We start from the raw sequence: 17,500 nt of genomic DNA on the forward strand, positions 1-17,500 counted from the left end.
GAAAGTCAGCAGAGTGCGCGTAACGTTTATCCGGTTACAGGCGTGACATTATCAGGGTATAGAAACCAACAGGATCACCATGGCAAGCCAGTCTGCTCATCTGCTGGGAACGTACTTGAAGGACTGCCGGGCGCGTCTGGACCCCGCCAGTTTTGGTTTTCCCAACGGGCGTCGGCGCACGCCCGGCCTGCGCCGTGAGGAAGTCGCGCAGCGGGCCAACATCAGCGCGACGTGGTACACGTGGCTGGAACAGGGCCGCGGCGGCGCACCCTCGGCGCAGGTGCTGAACCGGATTGCGCAAAGCCTGTTGATGACCGAGCCGGAGCGCGAGCATTTGTTCATGCTCGCCTTTGGTCATCCTCCGGAAGTGGTCTACTGCGCGCCTGACGGAGTGACGCCGCGCTTGCAGCGTGTTCTGGATACCTTTGCATTGAGCCCCGCGTTCATCAAAACCGCCACCTGGGACGTACTGGCCTGGAACAGCGCGGCGGCCGCCGTCTTCACCGACTACAGCCTGTTGCCGGTCGGGCAACGCAATATCCTGCGGCTGATGTTCAGCAACCCCGGCGCCCGGGCCAAACAAGAGGACTGGCAGGCGGTGGCGCGGTTCATCGTCGCCGCCTTCCGGGCTGATGCCACCCGCGCCGGGGCCGCCTCGAACGTGAGCGATCTCGCGGCTGAGCTGTGCACCCTGAGCCCTGATTTCGCGGCGTTGTGGCGCGACAACGATGTCCGCCTGCACGGTGAAGGCACCAAGCGCCTGCGCCATCCCACCCATGGCGTCATCGAACTGGAGTACTCCGGCTTTGCGGTTGATGGCCGCCCGGACCTGTCGATGATCGTCTATAACCCGGTGACCGCGGCCGATGCGGAGCGCGTCAGGGTGATTGTGGACAGCCACCTGGCGTCACGCGGCGCTGCGCCCACCGGACAACCGGATCGACAGGACTCAAGCATTGCGCGGGTTTGAACGGTAACCCGATAACGAGAGGGCAGGGTGCACGCCGAAAATCCTCAGGGCAGGGCATTTACCGTATCAAGGCCAGTGCCCCAGCGTGTGATCCTCGGCGCACACATCATCCTTTCCACGGCTCAAGAAACCTGAGCAGCAACCGGTTCACTTCTTCCGGCTGTTCTTCATGGGGCAGGTGACCGCAGTGTTCGATGGCGTGGGTTTCCACGTGCTCGGCCATCTCGGCCCAGATCGTGGGCATGTCGAACAGCTCGGCGACGGCCGGGAAGTTTGCGCCCCACAAGGACAGCGTCGGCACCGAAATCTTGATGTCGCCGTCTTCCTGGTCCTGGGCAACGTCGGTGGCGTTGGCGCGGTAGTCGGACATGGCGCCGCGCACAGCGCCCGGCGCCTGGTAGGCCTTGACGTAGGTGTCGAAGGCTTCACCGGTAATCGCTTGCGGATCGTGGCACCAGTCGGAGAAGAAGTGCCGCAGCCACAGGTGTTCGCGTCCGGCGATCAATGCTTCTGGCAGGTCGGGCACCAGATGGAACATAAAGAACCAGTACGCTTTGGCGATCGTGGCGTCCAGGTCACGGGCGACAATACGGGTAGGCACGTTGTCCATCACCACCAGACGGTCCAGCAGATCGGGGAAGTCCTTGGCGAACCGCGTCGCCACTCGCGCACCACGGTCGTGGCCCACCAGGGCAATTTTCGGAATGTCCAGCTCGCGCATCAGCTCGCGGATGTCCAGGGCCATGTTGCGTTTGTCGTAGCCGGTGGCGGGCTTTTCGGTCTCGCCGTAACCGCGCAGGTCCGGAACGATGACCCGATAACGCTCGGCAAGCACCGGAATCTGGAACCGCCACGCGTAGCCGGTTTCCGGAAAGCCGTGGAGCAGGATCACCGGCGGACCTTCGCCGGCCTCGACGATGTGTTGGCGAATGCCGTTGGCGTTAATCGAGTAGCTTTTCTGCGTGGACATGACGACTCCTGTGAGGGGGGTGCCGCTGGGATTTCACCCAAACGCCAGCGATCACGCGGGCATCGACCGCGACGACACGCGTTGCCGGTGAGGATGATTTGTATGACGGAGTTCAGCCTCGGGTCGTTCATTAAAGTGTGTTGAGCAGGTGCCGAAAGGCCGATGATCGAGGGCGTTCAAGGCGTTGCGAACTCGCGCCAGCCCTGTCTGCATGACGCGCTCAAGTGTTTGCTCCAATGTTTTAGTCAAGCCCTGCATTTAGCGTCCGATAACTACTGCATGGCCGCACTGCCAGTGGCCCTTAGAGCTTACTGTCCATGTCTTTTAATCAGAACCCGCAGCTGATGCGCAATAACCTGTACGCGTTGCTGGGCTTTTACCTGTTTTCCCTGTTTCTGTTAGCCGTGGCTTGGGAGTTCAAGCTGGAGGCTGTGGCCATGAGCGCGCTGGATCTGCCCTATGATGGCGACTTTGAAAGCGCCGAGCGCTGGCGTTTCGTGCTGACGTCGACGAGCTTTGCCGTGTTGTCGATGGTGGTGCCTTTCATCCTGTTGAGGCGCCTGATAGGTCGTCTGCGACGCAGCTACAACGACGTGCTGGTCGCGCAGGCGCACAGCGACTCGCTGGCTCGCCATGATCCTCTTTCCGGCCTGCTCAATCGCCGTGTGTTTCACGAACAGGTGGTGGCGCGCCTGGAGCAGCCGTCGATGCAAACCGCCATCTTTCTGATCGACCTCGACAAGTTCAAAGTCATCAATGACACACACGGCCATGCGGCGGGCGACAGTGCTATCTGCCTGGTGGCGGACAGGCTCCGGGAAGCGACTGCCGGCTGGCATACCTCGCTGGCGCGGTTGGGCGGCGACGAGTTTGCCCTGGCTGTCAGCGGCCATTTCAGTCGCCAGGACCTGGCACGATTGGCGGAGACGGTGCTGGAAAAAATTGCCGGGTCTGTCACCGGTTTACCGGGGGTCACGCTGAGTGCCAGCCTGGGTATCGCTATGTCGCCGATGGACGGTACTGCTGCCGAGACGTTGCTGCACTGCGCTGACAGCGCGATGTATCGCGGTAAAAAAAGCGGGCGCGCAGTGTTCCATTTCTATGAAGCCAGCTTTGAGCAGGAGCACCGCGAACAGGCACGTTTCGAGCAGGAGCTGCGCCTGGCTATCGAAGAGCAACACATCGAGCCGTTCTATCAGCCGATCGTCAGCCTGCCTGAGCAACGCCTGGTGGGGTTCGAGCTGCTGGCGCGATGGGTGCACCCCGAGCGCGGCCTTATCATGCCCCAGGACTTCATACCCCTGACCGAGCAGTCGGGCCTCATCACGCCGCTGACTGAAAGCCTGCTGCGCCAGGCTTTCGCCCAGGCCCGCCACTGGCCGCGAGCCCTGACACTGGCGGTCAACGTCACGTCGTCGATGATCGAGAACCCCGACTTTCCAGAATGGCTGGAGCGGATCGCGCGTGAGGGCAATTTCCCGCTGAACCATCTGGAGGTGGAGGTGACTGAAAACACCCTCGTGGCCAATGTCAGCAGCGCCCGGTTGAACCTGGAGCGCTTGCGTGCCATGGGTGAGCGTTGCCCTGGACGACTTCGGCACCGGTTATTCGGGGCTGTATCACCTGACGCAGCTGGCGATCGACAAGATCAAGATCGACCAGTCCTTTTTCGATGAGTCCCTGGACAATTCGAGCGAAATGGTCACGGCCATACTTGCCTTGGGCAAGAGCCTGCGCATCCAAATTACGGCGGAAGGCGTGGAACACGAGCAACTGGCAAAATGGCTGGCCAGTCACAAATGCGATTTCGCGCAGGGTTATCTGTTCGGACGCCCCGTGCCGGCCCCGCTGATGATGGCGCTTGTGGCCACGGATCGGACGGGCGAGCCTCTCAGGGCGTAGCCTATCTCTGCGGCGACTGCTCAAGGCCTGCTTTCTCGACAGTGAACAGCAGACTCGCCGGCTGGCCCGGGACATCATCGAGCACACCGCAACGTTGCATGCCGATCTTTTCCAGAACCCGGATCGAGGCGGCGTGATCAGGTCGGACGAACGCCCAGATGCGCTCGATGCCCGGCCAGCTGAAGGCATGGCGCAACGCGCATTCTCCCAGTTCCGTTACGTAGCCCTTGCCCCAGGCTTCCCGGGCGAAGCGGTAGCCCACGTTCAGCCGTTGCTCACCCAGATAGTCGTGATGGCTCACGCCGCCAAAACCGATCGGGTGATCCGGCGCGGCTTTCTCGGCAATCACCCACCAGCCGAACCCGTGCTGATTCCAATGCGCAATCCACTGAGACAGCAGGGCCTCGGCTTGATTGGCAGTCCGCATCGGCCCGGCCGGATTGAACAGCTGGGTCTGAGGGTCGCTGTAGATCTCGAACAGGCGAGCCAAGTCTTCGGGTTCAGGTGGTCTGTACATCAGTCGGGCGCTTGAGATCGTCATGTTCAGTCTTGATACGCAGGGGAGGCCACTAAATTACCACTGCCGCGCGCGGAATATATCCACGCCTCGCCGGCTTAGGCAGGCTGCGCCGCGAGGCGGTTGCTGACGTTGCGCCCCAGCACCAGCACCGTGACCATGCCGCAGCCCACCAGCGCCGTGGCCAGGCTGAACAGCACCGAGGTGCCCAACTGGTCTACGATTTGCCCGCCGAAGAACGAGCCCAACGCAATGATTACCTGAAACAGGGCGACGAACAGCGGCATGCCGCGTTCGACGTCCTTGGGCGCAACGACAAACATCCAGATACTGGCGCAGGCCGGGAAGGCGCCGAAGGCGAAGCCCCAGAGTGCGATCAGCATCGCCGCGCCGGTCATGCCGGTGGCGAAGTACGGGAACAGCGCGGTGCTGACACCGATCATCAGTGCGACCAGCAGCAGGGTGTGGCGCACGCTGCGGTTGGCGGCGAAACCGGCGAAGATGTTGCCCAGGACCCCGGCCACGCCGTAGAGCAGCAGCAGTGAGCCAATCGCCGGGCCATCCAGCCCGGCACTGTGTTTGAAGAAGGGCGCGACGTAGGTGTACGCGGCAAAGTGCGCCAGGCCGATCAGCAAGACGGCGATCAGTCCGACCCGGGCCTGTGGATTGATAAACAGGGCGGGCAGGTCACTGACGCGAATGGCCTTGTCCGGGTTCAGTCGCGGTAACAGGAAGATCTGCGCCAGGAGCACCGGGATGCCCACCAGCGCGGTCACCAAGAACGTCATGCGCCAGCCCATCAGTCCACTCAACCACGTCCCGACCGGTACACCCAGCACGGTGGCCAGCGTCACACCCATCATGATGATCGAGGTGGCCTGCGCCACGCCCACGCCTTTGGGCGCCAGGCGGCCGCTGAGGGCAATGGCCGTGGCCCAGAACCCGCCGATGCTGATGCCCAGCAGGACGCGGCCGAACAGCAGCAGGCTGAAATCGCTTGCGTAGGCCACCACCGAGTTGGCGATGATCATGAGCAGCGTCAGGCCGATCAGCAGGTAGCGACGGTCCATGGCGCCGATGCCCACCGACAGCAACGGGGCGGCCATCGCGGCGGCGATGCCCGGCAGGGTCACCATCAGACCGGCGTGGCCTGCGCTGATGCCCAGGTCGCTGGCGACGTCATTGAGCACGCCCACCGGGAGAAACTCACTGGTGACCAGGGCAAACGCACCCACGGCGACCGAGAGAATGGCCAGCCATTGCTGTTTGAGGCTTTGTTGACTGTGTTCGGGAAGGCCGTGTTCGGCCGGGCTGGGGCTTTGCATGGTGCTGGGTTCCAGGGGGGCATGTCGCCTGAAGACAGGCGCGCAGGAGCGAGGGCAAAATCGGTGGCGATTATAGGAGTCAGCTTTGGCAACCCGACAGGCGGGCCTTTCGATAGTCATCATCAGTGCAATCGATAAGTCGCTTTGACGCGAGCGTGTTTGCCAGCGAAACGCGGTATATATGCGCAGCCGCGCTTTGGCGTTGGCATCTGCCCCGTTCGCCTACGGATCTCAATGTCAGGCTGGGCGGCCGTCACCGATTGGCTGGAGGAATTTCATGGAGCGTTACACCGGCGTCGCCCAGGCGTTGCACTGGCTGACCGTCGCCGCCTTGTGCCTGCTGCTGCCGTTTGTCTGGGTCGCGGAGAATTTCCCGCCCGGCCCGGTGCGCGTCTTCTGGTACATGGCCCACGAGTCCATGGGCATCAGCGTGTTTCTGATGGTGCTGATGCGCCTGACCTGGCGCTGGCGTCATCGCCCGCCGGCGCATCCGCCCGGCACCGGCCGGGTGGCGGCGGTGCTGGCGGGGCTCAATCATGGCCTGTTGTACGCCGTATTGCTGGTGATGCCCGTCACCGGTTACCTGATGGCGGGCAACGGCCAGGACGTGCCATTTTTCCGGGTGATTGCGTTGCCTGGGTTTGCCCACAATGAGCCCCTGGGCCTGTTCGCCGACACGGTGCATGTGTGGTGTCAATTCGCGGTCTACGGGCTGATCGTGCTGCACGTCGCCGCGACCGTCTGGCATGTAGCCGTGCGTCGTGACGGCCTGCTGGACCGGATGCTCCCGCCTCAGCGCCGTCCTTGACCGCCGATTCGCGGAACCAATGCCGTTCGCCGCCGCCTGAATGAGTAACCCAACGGAGACGCGGCATGTGGCGCAGCTATCAGGAACAGATCGGCCGACCTCTGTTAGCAGGCGGACAGCCGTCGCTTCGCATCGGCATCCTCACCCATATCAGGTTCCCGGTCTGCCAGCCATTTGCCGGCGGGCTGGAGGCGTTCACCCATGACGTGACACTCGGCCTGCGCGCACGCGGACACGCCGTGACCCTGTTCGCCAGGGAGGGCAGTGCGCCAGAACTGGAGGCGGTGAACGTGCCGGACGGTGACCTGTGTCGCCATCGCAGCCTTAGCAGCGCCTACGTCGCCGAGCACCACGCCTACCTCGAGCTTATGCACCGGATCGACGATTACGGCTTCGACGTGATCTTCAATAACAGCCTGCATTACGTGCCGGTGACTATGGCGTCGCTGATTCGCACGCCCATGCTGACCGTGCTGCACACACCGCCGTTCTTCGAAATGAGCACGGCATTGCGCGGCGACCGCAAGGCCGGGCGTTTCAGCACGCTGTCGGCTGCGAATGCGCGGCAGTGGAGCGATGTGGTCCCGCAGTGCGAAGTGATCCCTAACGGCATCGATCTGCTGACCTGGCACCCCGGCGGCACGGTGGGTGACCACGCGTTGTGGGTGGGGCGGCTGGTGCCGCAGAAGGGCGCGCACCTGGCCATCGACGCCGCTCGCCAGGCGGGCATCACCCTGCGGTTGGCGGCGCAAGTAGAGGACGAAGCTTATTTCCGGGAGCAGATCGCGCCCAGGCTGGGCCCGGGTGTCGAGTACCTGGGCCATTTGCAGCGCTCCGACCTTGCCGCTGAACTGGCGACTGCCGCCGTGGCGCTGGTCACCCCGTGCTGGGATGAACCGTTTGGGCTGGTGGTCGCCGAGGCACTGGCCTGTGGCACGCCGGTCGCGGCGTTTGATCGCGGCGCCATGCGCGACCTGATCAGCGAAGACGTGGGTTGCCTGGTGCCGCCCAATGACGTGGCAGCGCTGGCCGCTGCCATCGCCGTCGCGCGCGGAAAATCGCGAGACGCCTGCCGGGCGCGCGCCGAAACCTTATGGAGCCAGAACCTGATGCTGGACCGTTATGAAACGCTGCTGGCCGACGTGGTCGCGCAGCATGCCTGAGCCTCAGGTCGGGTATTACGTTCACCACCATGGCGCCGGCCACGGCGTGCGTGCCGCGCACATCGCCCAGGCGTTGCGCGTGCCGGTGACGCTGATCGGCTCACAACTGCCCGACCCTTTGCCCGACGGCGTGCACCGGCTGCTATTGCCGGGCGACACGGCGCCGGGCATCGCGGTCGATCGCCTCGACGCCCTGCACTACGCACCGCTGGCGGTGGACGGGGTGCGCGAGCGCATGGCGCTGCTCGCGCAATGGTTCGCCGGGCATTGGCCTTGCGTGCTGGTGGTGGACGTGTCCGTGGAAATCGCTTTGTTCGCTCGGCTGTGCGCGGTGCCGGTGGTGTATATGCGTCAGCATGGGCTGCGTGATGACGCTGCTCACCGCCTGGCCTACGAGAGCGCCAGCGCACTGCTGGCGCCGTATCCGGCCGAGATGGAAGCCCGCGACACGCCGTCGTGGCTACGCGAAAAGACTACTTACAGCGGTTGGCTTTCGCGTTTTGCCGGTGCGCCTTGTGCCACGCCGCAGATGGGACAGGTGCTGATCATCACCGGGCAGGGCGGTACTGGCTTGTCGGCAGCACTGATCGAGGCGGTGGCGCGTCACTGCCCCGAACGGCAATTCCGCGTTGCCGGTGGTTTGCAGCCGGGTAGGGCAACGTCCAACCTGCACTGGCTGGGGCGTCTGCCTGATCCGCGAGAAGAAATGCGCAGCGCTGAAATCGTGATCGGCAGCGCCAGCGACAGCCTGGTGGGCGAGGCTGCATCGCTGGGTTGTCGCTACATCGCCGTGGCCGAAGACCGCCCCTTTGACGAGCAACGGCTGCAGGCCAGGCGCCTGAATGAACTGAAGGCGGCCATCGGGCTGGAGCACGGCTGGCCGCAAGCGTCCCAATGGCCCGCGTTGTTCGCGGCAGCGCTCAACCTCGACCCCGAACGCTGGCGTGGCTGGGCGGACGTCGAGGCTGCCGCACGTACAGCTCGACTCATCGAAGAAACCCTGACGCGAACAATCAGAAACCCGGCCGTTTGATCGTGTCCCCGCGTACCGCTTTCCACTGTAGGAGCGCGCTTGCCCGCGATGGCCATAGCCCGGCCGACGGAGATGGGTTGGCTGTACCGGCTATTCGCGGGCAAGCGCGCCTACAGATCCGAGACCCGTCACAACCTCCGGCGAACACTGTCCCGTGTAGGACCTGCCGAAGGCTGCGATCAGGTTCAACGCCGACGCGAATGATCAGAAACCCAGCCGTTTGATCGTGTCCCCGACATGTAGCCGCGTACCGCTTTCCACTGTAGGAGCGCGCTTGCCCGCGATAGCCATAGCCCGGCCGACGGAGAGGGGTTGGCTGTACCGGCCATTCGCGGGCGAGCGCGCTCCTACAGGTCCGAGACCCGCCACAACCCTGCGGCGAACACCGTCCCGTGTAGGCGCTGCCGAAGGCTGCGATCCGGTTCAGCAACGCCGACGCGAATGATCAGAAACCCAGCCGTTTAGTATTCAGCGCCTGCGCCACGCGCTCGGCGGACGGCGGCTGAATGATCTCAAGGCAATCGTCGCTCCAGTGCAGCAAACCTTCCTCGCAGAACCCGCGTAACCAGCCTTCCATGGGCCACACCCCCCAGCGTCTGTGGAAGCGTTGGGCATTGGCGACGATGTCGGCGAAGTGGTTCAACGGAGGATCGTAGGTGGGGTGGTATTGATGAAACGCCATCGCCGAATTGTCGATCAGGGCGACACCTTCACGCCGCGCGCGGAAGGCGAAGTCGGTGTCTTCGCCGCCATAGCCCTGATAGTCCTCGTCGAACCCCCCGATACGCGCAAAGGTGCTACCCCGGCAGGCGAAGTTGAGCGACCAGAACAGATGATGGGGCAGCGGTTTGCCCGGTCCTTCGCGAAACCTGGCCAGCGGGTGCTCGACACCCTGCGCGTACAGCGCTGCTTCGTTCCAGTCCGGACCATTGGCGCCTTCGGGCAGGTAGCGCACCTGGCCCATATGCAGGGCATCGGGTTGCGCGTGCAGACCGTCGCGGTAATGGGCGAGCAGGTCGTGCCCGGGAATGCAGTCCACGTCGAGAAACACCCAGGATGCCGCAGGATCAATCGCCATCACGCTGTTGCGCGCGCGGGCCAACTTCAAGCCCTCAGGGGCATCGACCCGCAGGGTGTGAATCGAAAATGACCGGGGGGTGAAGTGGCCAGGGGCTTCGTTCATGTGAACGATCCATAACCCGTGCGGGACAAGGCTGGAGGATGCCAGGCCCTGGATCAGATTCGCCAGGTGGGTGCTCCGGCCATGCACCAGGGTGACCACGTTCATGCGCGGTCCGCCAGGCGTGGTCGAGCACTGCCGGGCCCGCCCTGTGCAGGCACATCGAGGCGTGCGCAGACGGGTGTTTTCGCCGCCCGACTTTGGGCAATGCCATGTGAAGCGGGCAGGACAACAGCCATCGGGTGTGACCCTCGTAATCAGGAAGAACGTTTGCACAGGTCGACATCGATGCAGGCGTCGGTCGATCCCTGCCTCGCGGACAGGCGGGAAGTTGACCGGGCAGCGGAGTCAACGGTTTCGTTAATCCGACCAAGTGTGGACCTCGATGCTTTCGCCGTCTCGTGACCGTGATGCCTGGTGCTCGCGCTGGCCGTCGCCGGTTGAAATGCACTGAACGCTTTAGACAGAGCTGACTCCAAATCTTGCCCAGGCCTACATAGACCGCATTTTGCGTCGACGGGCGTTTGAATCATCTGCCAATCAAGGAATTCCCATGACCGACCCACGTAACGTTGCCCACGACAAGAAAGTACAGCAAGAGAAGAAGAACCACGGCGAAGAGATCGCACCCAATGCCGAGCACGCGCCGCAGCCTGGCATGAAGCCGGCCCTCAAGCATGACGACGAACAAAACGAGCAAGACGAGCAGGCGTGAGCCACTTCAGTCAGGCATAAAACCTGTAGGAGCGAAGGTGTTCGCGAAGAGGGCGCAAGGGTGACGTCATTTATGACTGACATACCGCTTCGCAGCCTTCGGCAGCTACTACAGGGCACTGTGTTCGCATGGCACACCGCTTCGCTGTAGGAGCGAAAGGAGCGAACTTGTTCGCGAAGAGGGCGGAACGGATGACGTCATTTACTGCCTGAGAAACCCTTTCGCGAACAAGTTCGCTCCTACACGAGCTATGTGCCCACCGCAGAATGCTTGGGCCATCAACGCTAGTCGCCCCGGCCTGAAATGATCTGCCGGGCCACATCGTATACATCGGTGCCGGTCAAGTCGGGCTGGGTTCCAACCGGGTTGAGTACTTTGCCGGGACGCTCGACGAAAGCTGTCCGGCATCCCGCTCGGGCAGCGCCAGCGATGTCCCAGGCGTGCGCGGCGACCATCATCATCTGTTCGGTTGTAATACCCAAACGCTGTGCAACCATTTGGTAGCATTCGGGCGCCGGCTTGAATTGGTTGATTTCACTGCCAGCCATAATGTGGTCGAAGCACTCGGTCAATCCCGCCGACGCCAGCTGTTGCTGCAATGCCTCCAGCGCGCCATTGCTCAGCGCAATCAGCGCACAGCCGTTGTCCTTCAATAATTGCAGTGCCGGGTAAACATCCTTGTGCGGGGGAAGGACCTTGAGTCCATTCGCCAACGCCTGACAATCGTCCTCACCGACCGGCGTGTTGAGTCGCAAACCCATCATTTGCAACGCCCCCATAGCCAGTTCGCTGAACGCCTGGTACTGGCCGGTGATGGTGTTGGTCATCCAGCATTCTTCCAGCGTCAGAAACCATTCAGTGCGCACGCGACTGTCACCGAACACCCGTTCGAAGACAGGATCCAGAGCGGCCAGGTCCAGCAGCGTTTCGTTTACGTCAAATACGATATGTTTGAGCATGCGACTACCTTCGGGGTTTGGGCGGGTTGCACGGGCTTGCGTTGAAGGGCTTGCGATCACCGTGCGGCTAACTGATAGAGAAAAGCAGGCGGTTGGAGAGTTCATCTTCAAAGGTGCTGCACACGATGTCCTGGCCATCAAATATGCCGGCCGCCGGTACAACCGGCTTACAGGTCTTCACACCGTTGCGCTGGCATACGCCGCCTGACACGTCGAAATGATGAGGTCTCGCAGCCGACGGTGCACAGGGTCGGCGTCCATGCGCGGATGCCAGAGCGCCGAGACCTTGAAGGACGGCACAGGCGACGGCAGCTCAAAGCGGCCCAGAGTTGAACACCCTGTCGCCGAGGCCGCATCGCCCAGGCAGGATCCCGGCACGATGGCGATCAGCTCGGAGTGGCGAGCGATCCGCATGGCGTCGGGGTATCCGGGCACCACCACCGTGACGTTTCGCGTCAGACCGATGCGCTCCAGTACGCCGGTGAGCGACTGGATCGCGGCCCCTTCCTGCAACGCGACAACGTGAGGGCAAGCGGCAAACTGCTCAAGGGTCACCGGCCTGTTTTCCAGGATCGGATGCCCGCTCCGTGCCACGCCGACGTAGTGATCGTGGAAAAGAAACCGGGTGCGGATCTCGGGGGCGCTGGTGCCGATCCGACCGATCTCCAGGTCGACCAGACCGTCACGCAGCGGTTGCGCGTCTTTGTCGGGTTTGGCTTCGAAACGCAGACAAATACGCGGCGCCACTTCCAGTACGGCCGTTACCACCGGAACAGAAAGCCACTTCATGAACGATTCGCTCGCCCGGACCGTGAACGTCAACTCGACGCCCGCCATGTCCACCTCGCGGACCTGGGGCCGCAGCACCGCCAGCGCATCACGTGTCACCGCGTGCACGTGATCACCCAGTTCCAGCGCTCGTGGCGTTGGCACCAGCCCCCGGCCGGCGCGCACCAGCAACGGATCACCGGTCACCGCGCGCAGGCGTGCCAGCGTCCGGCTCATGGCCGAGTGTCTCAGATTCAAGCGCAGCGCGGCGCGGGTCACGCTGCGTTCGGCCAGTAACACGTCCAGTGCCAGGAGGAGGTTCAAGTCGACATTGCTCATCGTGAAAATCCGCCCGGTTTGTGATCGCCACGTAGGGCGTTGCGCGCAACTATAATGTGATTTCTGTGCGTCTACCGCTTTTCATGGGCCGACTCTATAGTCCGGTCCGCCCCAACGACCCTTGGTTCAATGACCCGATTGTCCGGCGCAAGAAGCAGGTCAGAGCGGGTGGGGAGGGTCTGGATGGGCCCAGACAGTTGCCTGACAAGCGCGGAGACGAAGATGAAGCTGATCGGTATTGAAGAGCATTTTCTGACGGTAGAAGTACGCGACGCGTGGCGCGCAATCGGCCTGGAGCTGACCGACCCCAGCGTCGCCTTCCACGCCGGCGCAATCGAAAAGCGCCTGGTCAATTTAACGGATGAGCGCCTTGGCCTGATGGATGAGACAGGGCTTGATGTTCAAGTGCTGTCCCTCACCACACCCGCGCTGCACGATTTGGGTCCGGAAAGCGTCGATCTGGCGCGCAGAATCAATGACACGGTAGCCATGGCGGTCGCCCGGCACCCGCACCGCTTTGAGGCGCTGGCAACATTGCCGGTCGGATCGCCCGAACAGGCCGCCCGTGAGCTGGAGCGCTGCGTCACGACTCTGGGTTTCAAAGGGACGGTGCTGTGTGGGAGGGTAGGGATTCACACGCTGGACAACAGCCGCTTTCATTCACTCTTTGCCTGCGCCGAGGCGTTGGGCGCGCCGATATTGCTTCATCCGCGCACGCCGCCGGCGGCCGTGCGTGACGCTTATTACTCGGGTTTCAATCCGGTGCTGGATGCCTGTTTCGCCACCTTCGGGATGGGCTGGCACTACGATGCGGGCCTTCAGTTTTTGCGCCTGATCCTGTCCGGCACCTTTGATCGCTTGCCAAACCTGCAGGTGATCCTCGGCCACTGGGGCGAACTGGTTTTATTCTACGCCGAGCGTTTTGCGAGGATGGATCAGGTTGCCGGGCTGGCGCGCCCGATAGAGACGTATTTTCGCGACAACCTCTACGTCACCGCCAGCGGCATGTTCCTGCCTCACTACCTTGAGCGTGCGGTCGGGATCGTGGGCACGGAACGGCTGCTGTTCTCCACCGACTTCCCTTACCAGTACCGGCCGGGCCGTGACGCACGCAACTTTCTGGAACAGTGCGGCCTCGACCCCCAGGCCACCGCAGCGTTTGCCCATGGCAACTGGATGCGATTGACCAGCGGACTACCGGCATGACCACCCTCGCTGGATGACCCTCGAAGCTCGCGATTCGCAGGTCTGTGGCCGGGCTATGCGGCTGCCGGCACACTATGCGAAACAATTATGTTAATAGATTAAATAATGCGCTTGCTGAATGACCGCCCTGAGCCTAGCTTAGGGTTTCGCGCAAACAGGCGAGGTCGGCTGTACAACCCGATCCACTCATTGAGGACTGTTCAATGCCTTTAGCCAGAATCGACGTTGCGGCACACACGTCCACCGAAACAGTCACCGCCATCGGCGATGTTATTTACGACGCCATGACCCGGATTGCCAATGTCCCTGAGCACGACAGGTTTCAAATCATTCATCGTCATGCGCCAGATGAACGGGTCTATCCGGCTGCAGGTTATCTCGGTCTGACCTACACGCCGGACATTGTGTTTATCCAGATCACCTGGGTAGCCGGACGCACGGTGGAGGTCAAAAAGGCGTTCTTCAAAGCCGTCGCAGACGGTATCCACGCAAAAACCGGACTGAGCAGGAATGACGTCTGGATCAATCTGATCGACGTCAAACGCGAGGACTGGTCGTTTGGTAACGGCGAGATGCAGTACGAACCGGCGGCATAACCTTTGCTCTGCACGATAACGGGGTGAGCGCCGGGCGGTGCCAGGCGCTCAGGAGCCCGAGTCGATCAACCAAGACCTTGTAGCGATCAAACGCACGTTCTCCCGCTAGCGCTCCTGATCAACCTGCGGCGCATGCCGCTTCATTGCCCGTTCTTGACCCGGCTCCAGACCCGGGTGCGCATCCGGTCGTTTTCCAGCGGCATGGCTTCCAGGACGAAGAGTTTCTTCATCACGCTGTCCGGCGGGTAGACCATCGGGTCGTTGCGGATGGCCTTGTCCACCAGGTCCTCGGCGGCGGCGTTGCCGTTGGCGTAGTGCACGTAGTTGCTGATGCCGGCCATCACTTTGGGTTCCAGCAGGTAGTTGAGGAACGCATAGCCGGCGGCTTCATTGGGCGCATCGGCGGGCATGGCGACCATGTCGAACCACATCGGTGAGCCTTCCTTGGGGATCGCGTACGCAATCTCTTGGCCGTTGCCCGCTTCATTGGCGCGGGCGGCGGCTTGCATCACGTCGCCGGAGAACCCCACCACCAGGCACACGTCGCCGTTGGCCAGGTCGCTGGTGTATTTGGAGTTGTGGAAGTAACTCACGTAAGGCCGGACGTTGAGCAGCAGCGCCTGGGCTTTGTCGTAGTCGGCCTTGTTCTTGCTGTGATGCGGCAGCCCCAGGTAATTCAGGGCGATGGGCAGAATCTCGGGGCCGTTGTCGAGCATGGCCACGCCGCACTTGGCGAGCTTCTTCATGTTCTCCGGTTTGAACACGATGTCCCACGAATCGATCGGCACGTCGCCCAGTACCGCCTTGACCTTGGCCACGTTGTAGCCGATGCCGGTGCTGCCCCACAGGTACGGAAACCCATAACGGTTGCCGGGATCGTTGGCTTCCAGCACCTTCATCAGGGTCGGGTTGAGGTTCTGCCAGTTGGGGAGTTTGCTGCGGTCCAGCGGCTTGAGCGCGCCGGCCGTGATCTGCCGGGCCATGAAGTGGTTGGACGGAAACACCACATCATACCCGGAATGCCCGGCCATCAACTTGGCGTCGAGCACCTCGTTGCTGTCGTACAGGTCGTACTGGGTCTGCTGACCGGTCCGGGTGGTGAAGGTTTGCAGGGTATCTGGCGCAATGTAACTGCTCCAGTTGTAGATCCTGACGGTGTCTGCCGCCTGGGCGGTGGACGCGATCAACAGTAACGGAACGATCGACTTCAGCATGCGAGACCTCAACCTTTGTTTTAGGCGTTATGGGTGAAGGCAGTTCAGAAAATCAGCACGTAGCTTTTGCGGACGGTTTCTTGTACATCCCAGATGCCCGTGGTGTTCGCAGGGAACATCAACGCGTCGCCGGCCTGGATATGAAGGGGTTCGCCGCCGTCCGGGGTGAAGGTGCAGCGCCCCTGGACGAAATGGCAGAACTCCTGTTGCACGATCTGGCGCCGCCAGCGGCCCGGGGTGCATTCCCAGACGCCGGCCTCGACACCGTCGTCGCGTTCAACGCTGACGGTAGCAACCTGCGACAGCGGTTCGCCCAGCGGCACACCGACGGCGCCGGGCTCACCCAGCGGTAAACGGGCGGTATCGCGAAAATGATCGATCTTCATGCAAACGGCTCCTTGGACTTCATCAGACGTTCCATGCACCCGGCCAGCCCTTCGGCCATCTGACGGCGCCAGCGGGGCGCATGGAGGTTGGCCAGTACCCGGTCTTCGTGAACGAAGCTCTGGATAATGGCGTTGTAACCCAGCCAGCGCAGCGGCTCGGGCTCCCAGCGTGGCAACGCCGTCAGCGGCCGGTCGCCGAGCACCCAGGGCTGGCGCGTGAGGTCGTTGTCCTGGCCCAGGATCAGCGCCGCTACCGTGCGACCGCCCAGGTTGCTGGCGCCGACGCCTTCGCCCCCATAACCGCCGGCCAGGGCAATCTTCTGGCGCCGGTCGGCGAGCATGTGCGGGTGAAAGCGCCGGGCGACGCCCAGGTTGCCGCCCCAGGCGTGGGTCAGGCGCACGTTGCGCAGGACGGGGAACAGTTCGCTGAACAGGTACTGACGCAAGGCGCGCTCGGCCTGACTGAGGTTGAAGTCTTCGCGCAGCCGGCCGCCAAAGAGATAACCACCGCGGGCGCCGAACACCAGGCGGTCGTCGCGGCTGCGCTGGCCGTAGGTGACTTGCCGGCTGTTTTCGCTGAACGCCTGCCCCCGGGCCAGACCGATTTCGGCCCAGACATCGGCCGGCAGGGGCTCGGTGGCGACGATCAGACTTTGCGCCGCCAGTTGGTATTTGTTCATGGGGGGCAGGGCGCTGGCATAACCCTCCACCGCCGGCACCACCCATTCGGCCGTCACTCGACCGTGCTCGGTGCGAACCTGGCCGGGCGTCCAGTCCAGTACGGCGCTCTGCTCGTAGATGCGCACACCCATCCGTTCCACCGCCTCAGCCAGCCCGCGCACCAGCCGTGCCGGCTGAATGGTCGCGCAGTGAGGTGAATACAGTGCGCCGTAAGCCTGGGCCACATTCAGCTGTTCGCGCAGGGCATAGGGGCTCAGCCAGCGGTAGTCGTCTTCGCCCAGGCCTTGGGCGCGGGCAGCCTCCAGTTGTTCACGCAGGCGCCGCTCCTGCTCGGGATAACGAGCCGCGCAATACAGCACACCGCCTTTGCGCAGCTCGCAGTCGATGCCTTCGACGTTGCACACCCGGGCCACTTCATCCGGAATGCCATGCAGCAATTGATAACCCGCGTGGCGTTGCGCGGCAGGCAGGGGCCCCAGCAGCCGGTCTTCGCCCAGCAGGTTGCCCATCAGCCAGCCGCCATTGCGGCCGGAGGCGCCGAAGCCGGCAATCTGCGCTTCGACGATGACGATGTTCAGGTGCGGGGCTTGTTGCTTGAGGTAATAGGCGGTCCACAGGCCGCTGTAACCGGCGCCGATGATCACCACATCCGCTTGCAGATCCTGATGCAACGCCGGACGCGGCGTCAGCCCCTCGCCCAGTTGCTCCATCCACAAACTCACACCACCCCAGCCAGCCATCACGTGCTCCATCGGTTGATTGCCGACA

General features: G+C 62.9%; 18 protein-coding genes. 9 read left to right on the forward strand and 9 right to left on the reverse strand.

All coding sequences use genetic code 11. The features are described 5' to 3' along the window. The first annotated feature begins 79 nt into the window (after positions 1–79). Positions 80–970 (forward strand): helix-turn-helix transcriptional regulator, encoded by an 891-nt coding sequence (locus ABQX22_RS04850; protein WP_349797037.1) that lies wholly within the window; start codon positions 80–82, stop codon positions 968–970. A 106-nt stretch (positions 971–1,076) separates the two neighbouring features. On the opposite strand, the gene ABQX22_RS04855 is transcribed toward ABQX22_RS04850, so the two are convergent. Then, positions 1,077–1,940, reverse strand: coding sequence for an alpha/beta fold hydrolase (locus tag ABQX22_RS04855; RefSeq protein WP_349797039.1), 864 nt, complete (start codon positions 1,938–1,940; stop codon positions 1,077–1,079). 317 nt (positions 1,941–2,257) lie between these two features. On the opposite strand from ABQX22_RS04855, the gene ABQX22_RS04860 reads away from it, so the two are divergent. Together ABQX22_RS04860 and ABQX22_RS26880 are read left to right on the forward strand one after the other, a co-directional pair. Continuing rightward, complete coding sequence (locus tag ABQX22_RS04860) at positions 2,258–3,616, forward strand: putative bifunctional diguanylate cyclase/phosphodiesterase (RefSeq protein ID WP_441005243.1); 1,359 nt, start codon at positions 2,258–2,260, stop codon at positions 3,614–3,616. Then, the gene (locus tag ABQX22_RS26880) at positions 3,513–3,842 is read left to right on the forward strand and encodes an EAL domain-containing protein (protein ID WP_441005244.1); all 330 of its coding nucleotides are present in this window, start codon (positions 3,513–3,515) and stop codon (positions 3,840–3,842) included. Before ABQX22_RS04860 ends, ABQX22_RS26880 begins: the two co-directional genes overlap by 104 nt. A gap of 1 nt (position 3,843) precedes the next feature. Here ABQX22_RS26880 and ABQX22_RS04865 read toward each other — a convergent pair whose 3' ends face one another. Beyond that, the gene (locus ABQX22_RS04865) at positions 3,844–4,383 is read right to left on the reverse strand and encodes a GNAT family N-acetyltransferase (protein ID WP_349797041.1); all 540 of its coding nucleotides are present in this window, start codon (positions 4,381–4,383) and stop codon (positions 3,844–3,846) included. A 74-nt stretch (positions 4,384–4,457) separates the two neighbouring features. After that, on the reverse strand, positions 4,458–5,684 hold the full coding sequence (locus tag ABQX22_RS04870; protein WP_349797043.1) for an MFS transporter: 1,227 nt from the start codon (positions 5,682–5,684) through the stop codon (positions 4,458–4,460). Positions 5,685–5,961: 277 nt separating this feature from the next. Here ABQX22_RS04870 and ABQX22_RS04875 point away from each other — a divergent pair, with 277 nt between their 5' ends. The 3 genes from ABQX22_RS04875 to ABQX22_RS04885 all read left to right on the forward strand — a co-directional run bounded on the left by ABQX22_RS04875 (position 5,962) and on the right by ABQX22_RS04885 (position 8,688). Further along, positions 5,962–6,492, forward strand: coding sequence for a cytochrome b (locus tag ABQX22_RS04875; RefSeq protein ID WP_349797045.1), 531 nt, complete (start codon positions 5,962–5,964; stop codon positions 6,490–6,492). A gap of 65 nt (positions 6,493–6,557) precedes the next feature. Continuing rightward, a complete protein-coding gene (locus ABQX22_RS04880; protein ID WP_349797047.1) occupies positions 6,558–7,655 on the forward strand; it encodes a glycosyltransferase in 1,098 nt (365 codons plus the stop codon). After that, positions 7,648–8,688 carry a hypothetical protein gene (locus ABQX22_RS04885; RefSeq protein WP_349797049.1) on the forward strand — a complete coding sequence of 347 codons (1,041 nt, stop codon included), beginning with the start codon at positions 7,648–7,650 and terminating at the stop codon, positions 8,686–8,688. The genes ABQX22_RS04880 and ABQX22_RS04885 overlap by 8 nt, the downstream gene beginning before the upstream one ends. Positions 8,689–9,133: 445 nt before the next feature. Here the strand turns inward: ABQX22_RS04885 and ABQX22_RS04890 are convergent, their stop codons facing one another. Beyond that, positions 9,134–9,871 (reverse strand): glycosyltransferase family 2 protein, encoded by a 738-nt coding sequence (locus ABQX22_RS04890; RefSeq protein WP_349797051.1) that lies wholly within the window; start codon positions 9,869–9,871, stop codon positions 9,134–9,136. A gap of 550 nt (positions 9,872–10,421) precedes the next feature. Between ABQX22_RS04890 and ABQX22_RS04895 the strand changes: the two genes are divergently transcribed. Next, on the forward strand, positions 10,422–10,583 hold the full coding sequence (locus ABQX22_RS04895; protein WP_349797053.1) for a hypothetical protein: 162 nt from the start codon (positions 10,422–10,424) through the stop codon (positions 10,581–10,583). A 284-nt stretch (positions 10,584–10,867) separates the two neighbouring features. Here ABQX22_RS04895 and ABQX22_RS04900 read toward each other — a convergent pair whose 3' ends face one another. Together ABQX22_RS04900 and ABQX22_RS04905 are read right to left on the reverse strand one after the other, a co-directional pair. Further along, complete coding sequence (locus ABQX22_RS04900; protein ID WP_349797055.1) at positions 10,868–11,647, reverse strand: haloacid dehalogenase type II; 780 nt, start codon at positions 11,645–11,647, stop codon at positions 10,868–10,870. A gap of 72 nt (positions 11,648–11,719) precedes the next feature. Further along, a complete protein-coding gene (locus tag ABQX22_RS04905; protein WP_349797057.1) occupies positions 11,720–12,649 on the reverse strand; it encodes a LysR family transcriptional regulator in 930 nt (309 codons plus the stop codon). Positions 12,650–12,778: 129 nt separating this feature from the next. Between ABQX22_RS04905 and ABQX22_RS04910 the strand changes: the two genes are divergently transcribed. Both ABQX22_RS04910 and ABQX22_RS04915 read left to right on the forward strand, forming a co-directional pair. Further along, the gene (locus ABQX22_RS04910) at positions 12,779–13,855 is read left to right on the forward strand and encodes an amidohydrolase family protein (protein ID WP_349797059.1); all 1,077 of its coding nucleotides are present in this window, start codon (positions 12,779–12,781) and stop codon (positions 13,853–13,855) included. A gap of 203 nt (positions 13,856–14,058) precedes the next feature. Then, the gene (locus tag ABQX22_RS04915; RefSeq protein WP_349797061.1) at positions 14,059–14,451 is read left to right on the forward strand and encodes a tautomerase family protein; all 393 of its coding nucleotides are present in this window, start codon (positions 14,059–14,061) and stop codon (positions 14,449–14,451) included. A gap of 140 nt (positions 14,452–14,591) precedes the next feature. On the opposite strand, the gene ABQX22_RS04920 is transcribed toward ABQX22_RS04915, so the two are convergent. Genes ABQX22_RS04920 through ABQX22_RS04930 form a run of 3 tightly spaced genes read right to left on the reverse strand, consistent with a single transcriptional unit; the run spans position 14,592 to position 17,472 of the window. Continuing rightward, positions 14,592–15,665 (reverse strand): polyamine ABC transporter substrate-binding protein, encoded by a 1,074-nt coding sequence (locus tag ABQX22_RS04920; protein ID WP_349797063.1) that lies wholly within the window; start codon positions 15,663–15,665, stop codon positions 14,592–14,594. Positions 15,666–15,709: 44 nt separating this feature from the next. Next, positions 15,710–16,051: a cupin domain-containing protein gene (locus tag ABQX22_RS04925; RefSeq protein ID WP_349797065.1), complete on the reverse strand. Its 342-nt coding sequence runs from the start codon at positions 16,049–16,051 to the stop codon at positions 15,710–15,712. Then, on the reverse strand, positions 16,048–17,472 hold the full coding sequence (locus tag ABQX22_RS04930) for an NAD(P)/FAD-dependent oxidoreductase (RefSeq protein WP_349797067.1): 1,425 nt from the start codon (positions 17,470–17,472) through the stop codon (positions 16,048–16,050). Before ABQX22_RS04930 ends, ABQX22_RS04925 begins: the two co-directional genes overlap by 4 nt. Positions 17,473–17,500 lie beyond the last annotated feature (28 nt).

This window comes from Xanthomonas sp. WHRI 1810A (assembly GCF_040202885.1).
Classification (GTDB): Bacteria; Pseudomonadota; Gammaproteobacteria; order Pseudomonadales; family Pseudomonadaceae; genus Aquipseudomonas.